General features: G+C 54.1%; 11 protein-coding genes and 1 pseudogene. 6 read left to right on the forward strand and 6 right to left on the reverse strand.

Going from position 1 to position 12,288, the window contains the following annotated elements; genetic code table 11:
• Positions 1–15: 15 nt before the first annotated feature.
• Genes ACYQ14_RS16235 through ACYQ14_RS16245 form a run of 3 tightly spaced genes read right to left on the reverse strand, consistent with a single transcriptional unit; the run spans position 16 to position 5,500 of the window.
• A complete protein-coding gene (locus ACYQ14_RS16235; protein ID WP_459889394.1) occupies positions 16–1,281 on the reverse strand; it encodes a DNA double-strand break repair nuclease NurA in 1,266 nt (421 codons plus the stop codon).
• On the reverse strand, positions 1,281–3,992 hold the full coding sequence (locus tag ACYQ14_RS16240) for an AAA family ATPase (RefSeq protein WP_459889395.1): 2,712 nt from the start codon (positions 3,990–3,992) through the stop codon (positions 1,281–1,283). The genes ACYQ14_RS16235 and ACYQ14_RS16240 overlap by 1 nt, the downstream gene beginning before the upstream one ends.
• On the reverse strand, positions 3,989–5,500 hold the full coding sequence (locus tag ACYQ14_RS16245; protein ID WP_459889396.1) for a metallophosphoesterase family protein: 1,512 nt from the start codon (positions 5,498–5,500) through the stop codon (positions 3,989–3,991). The genes ACYQ14_RS16240 and ACYQ14_RS16245 overlap by 4 nt, the downstream gene beginning before the upstream one ends.
• Positions 5,501–5,733: 233 nt before the next feature.
• On the opposite strand from ACYQ14_RS16245, the gene ACYQ14_RS16250 reads away from it, so the two are divergent.
• From ACYQ14_RS16250 to ACYQ14_RS16260, 3 genes and pseudogenes are all read left to right on the forward strand, one after another.
• Entirely contained in the window at positions 5,734–6,681 is a 948-nt protein-coding gene (locus tag ACYQ14_RS16250) for a DUF4268 domain-containing protein (protein ID WP_459889397.1), read from the forward strand.
• 169 nt (positions 6,682–6,850) lie between these two features.
• Positions 6,851–7,936 carry an endonuclease NucS domain-containing protein gene (locus ACYQ14_RS16255; protein WP_459889398.1) on the forward strand — a complete coding sequence of 362 codons (1,086 nt, stop codon included), beginning with the start codon at positions 6,851–6,853 and terminating at the stop codon, positions 7,934–7,936.
• Between the two features lie 62 nt (positions 7,937–7,998).
• Positions 7,999–8,330 (forward strand): annotated as a pseudogene (locus ACYQ14_RS16260) (DUF7961 domain-containing protein); the annotation flags it as partial.
• A 134-nt stretch (positions 8,331–8,464) separates the two neighbouring features.
• Here the strand turns inward: ACYQ14_RS16260 and ACYQ14_RS16265 are convergent.
• Together ACYQ14_RS16265 and ACYQ14_RS16270 are read right to left on the reverse strand one after the other, a co-directional pair.
• Entirely contained in the window at positions 8,465–9,097 is a 633-nt protein-coding gene (locus ACYQ14_RS16265) for an HNH endonuclease (RefSeq protein WP_459889399.1), read from the reverse strand.
• The gene (locus tag ACYQ14_RS16270) at positions 9,078–9,236 is read right to left on the reverse strand and encodes a DUF7563 family protein (protein WP_459889400.1); all 159 of its coding nucleotides are present in this window, start codon (positions 9,234–9,236) and stop codon (positions 9,078–9,080) included. Before ACYQ14_RS16270 ends, ACYQ14_RS16265 begins: the two co-directional genes overlap by 20 nt.
• Positions 9,237–9,661: 425 nt before the next feature.
• Between ACYQ14_RS16270 and ACYQ14_RS16275 the strand changes: the two genes are divergently transcribed.
• Both ACYQ14_RS16275 and ACYQ14_RS16280 read left to right on the forward strand, forming a co-directional pair.
• On the forward strand, positions 9,662–9,937 hold the full coding sequence (locus tag ACYQ14_RS16275; protein ID WP_459889401.1) for a PadR family transcriptional regulator: 276 nt from the start codon (positions 9,662–9,664) through the stop codon (positions 9,935–9,937).
• A 93-nt stretch (positions 9,938–10,030) separates the two neighbouring features.
• Positions 10,031–10,339 (forward strand): hypothetical protein, encoded by a 309-nt coding sequence (locus ACYQ14_RS16280; protein ID WP_459889402.1) that lies wholly within the window; start codon positions 10,031–10,033, stop codon positions 10,337–10,339.
• 251 nt (positions 10,340–10,590) lie between these two features.
• On the opposite strand, the gene ACYQ14_RS16285 is transcribed toward ACYQ14_RS16280, so the two are convergent.
• The gene (locus ACYQ14_RS16285; protein WP_459889403.1) at positions 10,591–11,061 is read right to left on the reverse strand and encodes an ArsR family transcriptional regulator; all 471 of its coding nucleotides are present in this window, start codon (positions 11,059–11,061) and stop codon (positions 10,591–10,593) included.
• A gap of 63 nt (positions 11,062–11,124) precedes the next feature.
• Here ACYQ14_RS16285 and ACYQ14_RS16290 point away from each other — a divergent pair, with 63 nt between their 5' ends.
• Positions 11,125–11,955 (forward strand): DUF8170 family protein, encoded by an 831-nt coding sequence (locus tag ACYQ14_RS16290; protein WP_459889404.1) that lies wholly within the window; start codon positions 11,125–11,127, stop codon positions 11,953–11,955.
• Positions 11,956–12,288 lie beyond the last annotated feature (333 nt).

Genomic DNA, 12,288 nt, shown 5'->3' on the forward strand with positions numbered 1-12,288 from the left:
GATGCACGATCATAGTCATCGGCGGCGGAGTTCCTTGCTGAGTGCTTTGGCGTTCCATTCAAGCGGGACGTCGTTTGAGTCAGCCCACCGCTGGACAATCCGATGGAACTGTTGCCGGTCTTGGTGGTCAAGTACAGCGTCACTATCGGCTTGCTGTAAGATTTCGGGGTATCCACGCCCGACACCAGCCTCAGCCCGTACGATCTCGACAGTATACTCGTACATCGAATCGTACCCCTCAGGCCCGTCGCGGCGGCACAGCCATCCAGGGAACTCGATCCGATCGAGCCCAGCACCAGGTGGGACGTTCAGGTACGAAAATAGGATATCATCTTGGAACTCGTACCGTTTGCCTTCGTATGTCGTCTGTAACGCGTCGATGCTCCCGTCGCGCTTCGAGATGAATGGGATCGTCGTATCGCCCCATGGACTCATCAACTCGGTCAAGGCATGCGCGTCCGGAATGACACGGTCAGTCTCGAACTTATCTTGCAACAGGAGTCGCGTCATCTTCACCAGTTCAGTCGCGCTCGAGCCCGCGACGTACCCGACCAACGGTATCTCATGGTGGTGACTCGCTGCGATCACCCGGCTCAACGTCGAGATGTATCGCTCGCGTGTCTCCGGCTTCAACGGATTCGCAAACGATGCGATCAGCGGTCCGTCATAGAACACGACCGGCGTGTGCTCGATGTCACCGGCATCACGAGCAGCTGCCAGGTCCACGAGTTGTTCGACGAGCAGTGATCCCTCGTATTCGAATCGGTGGTGACCGACGAGTTGCGAATCAACGAACCGGTAATCCCCATCCTCCGATTCCTGTGTGATCTCGTTGGGCGTCAACAGCTGCCCGTCGACACCTCGGTCGAGTCGCCCGTCGGTGTGATGGTAATTGACCGCCCAAGCTGCCTGTACGTACGCCAACGGTACGTTGAACTCCGTAGTCGGCGGGAGTTGCGACCCGTCAACAGCCAACACTGGCACATCACTGAGAATATCGCGCGCCCACTCGTTAATCTCCTCGTGATTTTCCCACCCATCACTTTCGGAATGTGGGGAAACAAGACTACTCGCGGAATTGAACTCGTCGGTCGGGTACGCTCCGGGATATGATGCTCGCTGCAACTTGTCACGTATCTCCTCGCTTGTCCACTCATCAGGAAGCCGCTGGAACACATCCTGATACCGTTCGACGATCCCTGTACCATCGTGCAGATACGCTTCGATCGTCTCAACGCTGGACTCCAACTCGGCAGCAACCCCGTGTTTGTCTATCGTCATTAATTCACGGTCACCTCTGATGACTGCTGGTCCTTCTCCACGGTGACTGTGTAATCCGTCATCGAATCGAACGTCTGATCGTGACTAATGACCGTGAGCTGCTCGAAGCTTTCCAACTGCTTCAATTGCGTAACCAAGTTCCGCTTCTTCTCTCGGTCCAGATTTGCCGTCGGCTCGTCGAGGAACGCCACACCGACCGACGCCAACTGTTCAAGGATGGCGAGTCGCACTGCAAGCGCAGCCGCCATCTTCTCACCACCACTCAGCGTCGAGAACGACTTCCGCACATCTGCATCGTGCACGACGATCTCGTAATCGCTCGTCCACTCCAGTGTCTCCGCGGATGCGCCACGGATCGTCCGGAACAACTCGTTTGCTCGCGTCCCGATCCGGTCCGTGATGATCTCACGCATCTTCGGCCCGGCTTCCCGCACGTTCTCACGCACCCACGTGGCGAACTGCTGATCTGCCTTCAGTTCCTTCAACTGCTGAAGCTTCTCTTGGCGCTCCTCCAACTTCGCTTCTAACTGCTCAATCTCTTCGCGTACTCGCTCCAAATTCTCCTCCTTTTCCTCAAGTGTTCCTTTGGCACGTTGGATCTCGCCATTGAGATCATCGATCTCTGCATCAAGTTCCTCAAAGCGTTCTTCATCAAACGACGTTCGTGTCTCCTCCAGTTCTGCTTCTATCTCTTCGAAGTCGGTTTCGAGTTCCTCAAGATCGTCTTCTAACTCGTCGACTCTCTCCCGACGCTCCGTAACCTGCGATGCCTGCTGCTCGTGCTGCAGATACGTCTGATACGCCGACTCCGTCTTCTCCATCGTTTCCTTTATGTCGTCGATCTCCTCATCCAACCCTTCAAATTCAGCTAACTCATCCTCAATCTCTTCAAGCGCCGACTGTTGTTCTTCTAACTCAGCGCGCTTTTCTTCCAACTCTTCCGGCGCATCCGCATGCTCGCCCACCCGGAACTCTGCCTTCCGATACTCGTCATACGCCTCTTTCAGGTCATCTCGCTCGGCTTCGAGGGCCGGGAGTTCCTCCAAATCATCTTCTAACTCTGATAACTTCTTCTCAGTCTCCTCTTTCTCCTCGCGGAGACTGGCGAGGTCATCTTCTAATGACTCGACCCTATCCCGGTGAACAGGGAGCTTATCAGCGCGCTGTTTGACTTCATTCGCCGCTTCCTGACGCTCACGTAACTCCCCGAGCTCTTCAGTAAGATCAGCGCGCTCCGCTTCAATCTCCTCAATTCGCCCTTCTCGCTGCTCGATCGTCTTCGACCGGTGTTCCTCGGTTAACGGCTGAGTACACGTCGGGCACGGCGCATCAGCATCCGTATCACGCAAGCGCTCTAATTGCTCTTCGAGTCGGTCCTGCTCGCTCTTCAGTTGCTTCCGACGTACCTCTTTCTCGTTAATCTCCTCCCCGATCTCGTCCGGATCAGTCGTCTCCTCCCACTCCTCTTCGATTTCAGAAATCGTTTCTTCTAACGATTCAATCTCCTCTTCCGTCTCCTCGATATCCACAGTGAGACCCTCGATCTCCTGCTGGAATTCTTCGACGTCGTCTTCACGATCTTTCAATGACTCAATCCGGTCATCCAGTTCCTCATACCGTTCCTTCTCAGTTTCAAGTGATTCCAGCGTCTCTTTTGCTTCCTTCAGCGTCTCCAACTGCTCCTCAAGCTGGTCAACTTTGAACTCGATCGATTGAATCTCCTCTCTCTGCTCGTCACGTTGCTCCTCAAGTGCGTCCCGCTCTTTCTCATCCTCTTCTAACTCGTTCAGTCGCTCATTCGCATCCTGATACTGCTGATACCCGTCACGATTAGCCTCGCACTTCTCTTGGGCTTTCTCGGCAGCTTCAAGTTCCTCCTCAGCATTTTCCAGCTGGTCTTCTGTCGCCTCGATTTCCCGATCCAGAGACTCAACCTCGTTTTCAAGAGATTCAATCTCTTCCTGTACAGCCTCTAACTCCTCGTACTCCGCTTCCTTCTCTGACAACTCACTCTCCTTCCGCTCGATACGCGCCTCAATGTTATCGACTTCTTCAGTCAACGATTCCGCTTCTGCTCTCTCCTCTGGCAGGCTCTGCACCTCACCAGTGAGCGTATTGATGGCGCTGCGAAAGTCTTGCTGTTGGTTCTCAATCGCGTCCGGGATGTCTTTGAGTTGCTTCCACGATTCTTCGTACGCATCGAGATTCAGCAACGCGTCAAACGTCGATTTTCGATTCCGGGCCGTCTGCGAAAAGTCAGACAGAAACCGCGTCTGCGGTACCCCGATGCATGATTCCCACAGACTCTGCAACTCATCCCCGTCCTCAATGCTGAACCGAGCGCACACCCAGTCCATCAACTGGCTTTTCGAATCGATGTCAAGGTCTACCCACTCATCACTTTCAGTGTCGTAGCGATGCACCCCGTAGTTCGACCGGCCAACTGACCTCGTTACTCGGAACCGCTCTGTCCCGTTTTCCGTCGGCGTGTCGAACGTGACCTCGACAGTCCCCGAACTCGCGCCTTCTCGAACGAAGTCCTTGTTGTTGAATGGCAGCGAATCAAACAACGCAAACCCGATCGCTTCCTGAATCGTCGATTTCCCTGCCCCATTCTCACCGAGAATCGCCGTTACACCGCCCTCGATCGGTACCTCTGTCCGGCCTTTGTACGACTTGATGTCTTCTAACGCGACTTCCGTGATTCTCATTCGTTCACCACCCCTGTTGCCTCATCAGCCTCAGCAGGTGACTCCTCTCCTGCAGTTCCTGACTCAGTTCCCGCAGCGCCACCATCCGCGAACGGATCCTCATCAATATCGAGGACTACATCGTCGGCTAACTCCGGGAACAAATTCCGGCGCGCCGAACTCACCGAATCTTGAATGTCCTCGACCGCTTCCTCTGCTTGTGCCATCTGATGTGCGTCCCCCAGCACGTCAGCCACATCCGACGCGTTCTCAGCATACATGGACTCCTGTGCAATCGTCTCAAACACGCTATCCTCCAACGCAGCCGTGTTCAACTGCCCGTCTTTGAACACTTCTCCCTCATCAATCTCCGAAATGAGTTGCTGCACGTTCGCAGTCCGAATCCCCGTGTTCACCTGAACGTACAACGCATCACACGTCTCTTCCGCGTATGCCGCCAGCTCATCTGTTCGGAAGTCCCCGCGACTAAACTGCAGCGTCCCCGTGAACCGCAGATCAAGAATCGGATCTCGTGGTTCACCATGTGCTGTATACTTCGACTGCTTACAGAACTCCTTGACCGCTGACTGTTCGCTTTGTACGTGCTCCTGGAACACCGACTCTAATTCGCCTGGTGACTCATACGGCGTCACATCGAACTCAATACGGTAGTACGGCCGGCGCTTCGACTCGTGGTGCACCACTTCGAAGTCAACTAGATTGTCGTCTTCGGACGCGTTGGGACTCAGACTCGCTGAATAGTATCCGTGTTCCCAGTCATTCCGTCCTTCACGCGTACTGTGTGCCTCCGGTGAACCGGGGTTGTAGATCCAGTCACCGGCGTCGTATCGCTTGTGAATATGCCCGAGTGCGAGGTAATCCACGACCTCCTTCACATCTCGCAGCTCCGCGTGCGTCACCGTTCCACCCAACGTCGGCACCTCGTCTTCCATCCCGAAGTGCGCAAGCAACACTGTGAACGCCGGTTCACCATACTTTTCGTTCGTTGCTTGGATCCCGTTCGCCACTTTCTGGAGTGCCTTCCCGGCTTTCGCCCCACGCCACTGCAACCCGAACACACGAACAGGCCCATCAAACCCTTCTGCCTCGATATCGTAGAACCCCGCGTACTCACCCGGATCATCGGGTTCGTACGGTTTGAATCGAGCCGTATCCGGATCTGCGTCCAGATCGGCTTTCAGAAAGACAACCTGACCACGCTGGTGTAGATAATTCAGCCACGTTACGTTACGCGGCGTCAAATTCTCGTCGTGGTTCCCACGCGAAACCAGAACTGGAACATCGTCCGATATCTGGTCAAGTTCTTGCTCGGTCTGATGGAAAACTTTTGGTCGAAGGTCCCGAGAGTGGAATAGATCCCCTGGTAACAGGATCGCGTCCATCTCGCGCTCCTCAACCATTTCTCGAAAAGCGGTGCCTGTAGATGACACCATGTCGTCCTCACGTTGGTTCAGTCCATACTGTCGATGGCCGAGGTGTGTATCCGCTATGTGTCCAAATGTTAACATTGTGGATGAATCCAAGTCAGTCAGTATTCAGTCAAGGCTATTACCAAATCACGTGACTGAGCATCTATGGCTACATGTGTCCGGACACCTATTAAACATCAGACAACCAAAGTGAAAGTGAAAATCAGTATTTGCGATAGAAATGGGGGCGTAGATATTCGTAACGAGTCTATCGAGAGGTTAATAGGAATAAACACCAGTATCCCTATACCGATTTCCGCGAAACAGTCACTATGGATACCAGTGACCTCCAGCAAATTGATGAAGTCCCGTTACGTGAGGTGTGGGACCACGAAGAACAGGATTTCACACCATGGCTCCTCAAAAACGTGGATCAACTCGCGTCGCTGATCGGCATCGAAATCGAGGACGTCAATAGAGAAACGGCAGTTGGAAACTACACCGCTGATCTTGTCGGGACAGAACCCACAACGAGCGATCCGGTCGTGATCGAAAACCAGTTCGGACCAACTGACCACGACCACCTCGGGAAGTTACTGACGTATGCCGCCGGTATTGACGCGGGATTCGTCGTGTGGGTTGCTGAAGGATTCCGAGACGAACATCGATCCGTTCTCGACTGGTTGAACACCCGTGACTCGGCTGGGGCTCGGTTCTTCGGTGTCCGACCCCGCATCGTCAGCGTCGGTACCGACGACGCTACTCTCGGGTTCGAGTTCACAGTCGTCGTTGAGCCGAACGACTGGGAACGAGAACTCCGTGATCCACTTTCCGATCGGGAACAAGGATACCGGGACTTTTTCGCCGCTCTCGTTGAGGCCTATGCAGATCACCGTCCAAGTTGGAATCGGTTAACCCCGCAACCACGGTCGTACTTGACGTTCGGCGCGGGAATCAGTGGCATCTCGTTCGGATGGGTGTTTCACGGTGAGACGGAATTCTCCGTCGAATTATACATCGATGCTGGCGATGCCGAACAGAACGAAACGATCTTCGAAACGCTCAAAGAGGACCGGACGACCATTGAATCGAATCTCGAAACCGACGTCGTCTGGGAACCGCTTCCCGACGGGCGGGCATGCCGAATCAAAGTTCCACGATCAACCCTCGCCCCCGTTGAAGAACTAACTCCACAAGAACAGAATGAACTGATCGACTGGGGAACGACTCAGATGGACGCGTTCCGTGACGTAATCGAATCCCGGCTCACCCAACTCTAACACCACAAATTCAAACCGTTAGTATCGACGACGCACCTGTCGAGAATGAGTACTCGCATTGGTTCGAAACCTCCAGATCTCCTGAGCCATCAACTTCACGTGCACCGCTCACCGTAGAATGACTCGAATAGACGTGAATCACTAAGTGTGACTTATCCGTGGTACACGTATGCCGATTGAGTTCGGGTTATGGCGTATCGACGATGACAAGTTCACTCGCATCCCGAGCGGGAAGCTCGACGAGGAAGCACGACTTGAGAAACTCCTAAAGACAGATCCAAATCTACTCGGCCGGAACTTACTGATCATCGGACAACAAGTTCGCACTGCGAGTGGAAAACGCGTGGACCTCCTTGGAATGGACGCAGATGGTGATCTGCACATCATCGAACTCAAACGTGACCGCACACCACGAGACGTCATCGCGCAAGCACTCGACTACGCCTCTTGGGTCCGAACCCTCACCTACGATGATCTCACCGAGATTTACAGTGACTTTGACGCTGATCGAGAACTCGAAGAAGCGTTCAGCGACAAACTCGGGTCACGACGACCAGACGGTGAATCCGGAATCCCGGAAGACGTTAATCAAGCACACACTCTGACGATCGTCGCCTCCGAACTCGACGCCGGCACGGAGCGAATCATCGAGTACCTCGCTGAAGAATACGGTGTCCCAGTAAACGCTGTCCGATTCAATTACTACGAAGACGATGGCCGCGAATACATCGGGCGCAGTTGGCTCATCGACCCACACGACACCCCCGAACCACCTACGAAACGTGAAGCATGGAACGGACAAGACTACTACGTCTCCTTCGGCGAGGGCGAACACCGTTCTTGGACCGACGCGCAAGAATACGGATTCATCTCCGCCGGACAAGGCGAATGGTACAGTCGAACCCTCGACCAACTCTCCATTGATGACCGTGTCTTCGTCCACATCCCCGGCGAAGGCTACGTCGGCGTCGGAACCATCACGCAAGAGAAAACCGCAGTCACCGACTTCCAAATCGGTACTGACAACGGCCCCATCAACATCCTCAAAACGGACCTCGACGCTCCGCACATGGACGAGAACAAAGACGACAACTCACTCCGAGAATACCTCGTCGGCATCGACTGGATCGACACGCGATCCGCCACAGACGCGTACTGGGAATCCGGCATGTACGCCAACCAAAACACCGTCACCAAACTCCGCAACCAGTACACTATCGAACACCTCCACCAACACTTCGACATCGACGAGTAGCACCGTCAAGCAAACAGTTTGGAACAACCTGTTTGTGGAACTGGCTTCGATAATCTGTCTGAGAGTACCTTCCGGTCGAGATGTGGGAGTGGCAGAACGAAGACGCTATTCGGCGGTGTAATCCTGAGAGTCTCTCCGGGCGCGATTTCGGGTGTTCGGGTACGATGTGGACGTGAAGATGTCGCGGGACGTCTCTGCGTTTCGCCCGGCGAACCTGCTGGATAACGACCCTGACGACGATATCACCGTGATGGTCTGGCATTGAGACAACGAGGACGCGCTGATCCTGTTAGGGTGGGAACATACTGAAACGCTTAAATCAAAGGTCGAAACGCAAGAAGCGTACTCAGGTGACGAACCGGAAAAGCTAGCGCACCTCGCAACGCGACCGATAGTTCAAAAACACGTCGCATTTGACCAATCTCCGGGACTAACTCTCGTGTAAGTCCTTCTGGCCACAAGGTGAAGCTATGACGGGAAGTCGAGTTCTCTGGGTTCTCTACCAAGGCCGAAGAGAGATATCGTCAGTCATGGGCCAAGTCTCGAGAACTTCCGGTACATCCGCTTCCATCGTCGGAAGGCCGTTTTCGCAGACTTGATCCCGGCAAGCACTTCCGTGAGTGTCGAAGGTTCGGCTTCGGCGTCCGTAATCGCCGTCGGTGCGACCGCGTTCCTCGAGTGAACGGCGTCGTGACATGGTTTACACACCGTGACGAGGTTCTCGAGTCGGTGAACCCCACCGCGTGACTTCGGAACGATGTGGTGGGCGTGTAATTCGACGTCACCATACGGGCCGCCTCGGCGACGGCAGTTTTGACACTGATGGTCATCACGGGCGTACACTCGCCGTCGACGGCGGTCCCAATCTGGTGGGTAGTCCTGTGTCGATTGGCGAACGACCCCCGCTGGTGTCTGGTTCTCTTCAACGGTGACAGGGGCATCGAGGACATCCTCCAGGTCGACATCGTCGGGATCAACTGTCTCACCCTCGGTAGAGAGGTCCAGATCGACGACGTCCTGAAGCTCTGCAACACTCTCGAGGTCGGTCGGGTCGACACCCACCTCCTCGAGAAACTCACGTACTGTCGTGGAATCGTCGTCACGAACTCGTTCATCCTCGGGATGACCGCGGGTCGAACCGCTAGACGGTTCGTCGGTCATGGTCCTCGAGTGCCTCACCGTTTACTAGTTCTGTCGTGCCCATACACTCCCGGCATCCGTGTACGACGCCGTCGTTATCGCCGAAAACTCGCTCAAACCGCGCCGTGACGTGTGATCTACAGGTTTGACATTCAGGCATGGTTGTCCCTCCAGACACCCGCGGTGTCTGCTCGTCTGAGTCGATCGTATTCTTCAACGAATTGTTTGAATTCCTTGTACTTACAATTAGTTCACTCCGGGTAACATTCTCTGTGCCGTGAACGACAGGGATTATTCACTATCGGAAGAGAGCTACGCCAGTGTCTCGAGACGTTCGTCATGGTCGAGGATCGCTTGAACAATGTTGGCATCCTGGAATAAACGGTACTTAGAATATAGTTGGGGAGCCACTCCGGTAATGTCGTCCCCTGTCCGTATCGGTAGTTCGAGATCGAAAGCAAGGGGATTTCTACATTATTTTCACCAGAATAAGACCGTTTTCGAACGCTGATTTTCACACAGTAGCTACATATGACCTAATTCGGAAAAGAAGCCAAATACAGCATCGTTGAAGACTCTTGCAGGATGAACGACCTCACTGGTTTCCAACGCGACCTGTTGTACGTGATCGCAGGTGCCGATCAACCGTCCGGTCAAGATGTCAAGGACAATGTCGAGAGGTACTATGAGAGCGAGATCAATCATGGCCGCTTGTATCCGAACCTCGATACGCTGGTCAACAAGGAACTCACTGAAAAGGGGCAGCTCGATCGCCGGACAAACTACTATGCGATCACTGACGCAGGGAGAGAGAAAATCCAAGAGCGACGAGAGTGGGAGAACCAATACACTGATTTCTGAAATACAATCGTATTCGGCCGGGCTGTACGTTCTCCTATACCTACTCTTTTGTTAAAAAGAAGGCTTATAGAGGCAGAATAGATTTATCGATGTATGTCCACCGAGAATGACGAGAGCTTGCCACATCTCGTTACCATCGTCGGTAGAAACGTGCCATCGAACTACGAAATTACCGTTGACGGCAACATCGAACTGGTGGGTACTGACCCACTTGAGGAAGCCACGGTCGTCACAGACCACGCCGCCGAAGGTGCAGTGGATACCGGCGTGATGCGGTTCCGGTTCTCCGGTCAGATGGCGAACGTGCACGTGACCGACTGGAACGCCGTCTCTGCACCGGAATCGTCCAGCACACCAGAAGTCCACATCAACTACGGCGTCCCCGACCGACAAGAGAACTAACCAGCGACGCAGACACCTCTTTTACTCTGCTGTATCTATCCTCTGTATCTTGCACGCCGCTCTTAGCAGATCCCGGATAGATCAGACTACAGTGCGTTCATTCTTTCCCCTGTACTGAGCAATCACTACGGAGTCCAATAGGCCTGTGATCGATCCTATGACACGCTCTTACCAAGGAATTGGACCACTTCCGTTCGAATCGGTTGGTAAGGCGGGAGCGGCGAGACACCCTCTATTGATGGATTTGGGCCCTACTCTAGCTCTTCAGGCGCTGGTTCCTCGAATTGGAGCGCCTCTTGGACGGCATCAGGAAGCGATGGTCGTGGAGCCGTTTCGTGCCGGCGAACCTTCTCTGATTTGCTCGTCTCTTCGTAGACTGCTCGGGCAACCGGAACACCACGAAGGAAGTTATGTTCGTACAGTACTTCGACACCACGTTCGGTCGGTCCCCAAAACCGAGACGGCAGATCACGTGTGGATATGTTCGGCTCGTGGACGTAGACGTCCAAGAGACCGGCCTCTTGAAGCGTCTCGAGTTGATCGAGAATCGCTCCCTCATTTTTCTGGATCATGTAGGTGAGTTCGGCAAGCGACGCAAGATGGTGAGGATGGCCCAGCAGACACTGGACGATCAGATGGCGGGTCTCTTGGGAGAGTAGCTCCCGCATTTCGCGTTGCTCGGCGAAAGGATCGTCGAAGACATCGTCCGCCGTATGGCTCATAGTGGACTGTAGCATAGCTCTGCATTTAACGATTTGGGACAACTAAGTGAGTAGATCGCCAGAATGACTAAGTCAATCAGAAGACGTATCACTGTACCAGTTATTGTGCGAAATATGACGACTCCATCTGTACCGCCGAACGCCGGACAAATCATGGGTGCTGTCCGTCGCGCTCTGCGCAATGTTGATGTCACACCGGCAGAAGCGATGGATATTCTCTCGTGGGCGCAGGACGAACTCCCTGCCATCTACGAGCGGGACCAGACGGCATATCTCGTCTTGGGAAGTTATCGGTCCCCCTATATCCGCCGGGTTCGGTCGGTAAGTGATCGACTCAATCGCCGCTACGGGACCTATGCATTCCTGATCGGTGATCTGGACGATATCGATGTCTCACGACTTCCCGAGTTTCGCGTGAAGTTTCATCTGACAGCGGCACTCGCCGACTACATCACGACCGTTATCGAGCAGGATGCAGGCGGCGAGATTAACGAACTGGGCAAACTTTCGGAGACAGAATATTTCAGGAAGGCGTATGTTCTGCCGCGAGGCTACCGGTGGGACACAGAACCAAATCTTCGAGACAGGGAAAATGTCCTCGCTGCAGCGGCTCAAATCGAGGCCGCAACTGGTGCTGACGAGGAGACGACACAGTCCGAGCTATCGAAACTTGTCGACCGAGCCTCTGCGGCTGGGATCGATGTGACTGTCGAGGACCTCACAGAGTGGCTTGCCGATCATGAATTAGCGGTTCCCACCTACAGTTGGGTTCAGTTGAACGATTTCAGACTGTTCGAGTTACAGGATCGGTGCTACCCGTGGCTAACCGAAGATGAGTTGGTAGAACGAACAGATGAATTACCAGGTTCTCCGAGACCACAGTGGGAAGAATGATTGTGAACTACCCCTGCCTACTCAGCCGCTGGCGCGGCTTCCTTGAGGCAGGGGCTTCCTGTTTCAATGACACGACTTGCAGGCACACAACGAGTGTCCACAGCGGTCGCAGTCTCCACAAGCGTTGCTTTGGAGTGAACGGCTCTGGTGAATCACTAGGCGGCGGTGATTTACCGGGGAAAACCTCATCACTCGAGGCATCACGCTGGAACAATCGAGATCGCGTCTCAAGGTATCTTGTGGTGACCAACCAGTTGACCGATCTCAGAGAGACAGCTAGACACTCTATCTCGACGCAGTATGGCGATTCACCAAAGCCCTATGAAGGTAAGC

This window comes from Halostagnicola bangensis (assembly GCF_054653435.1).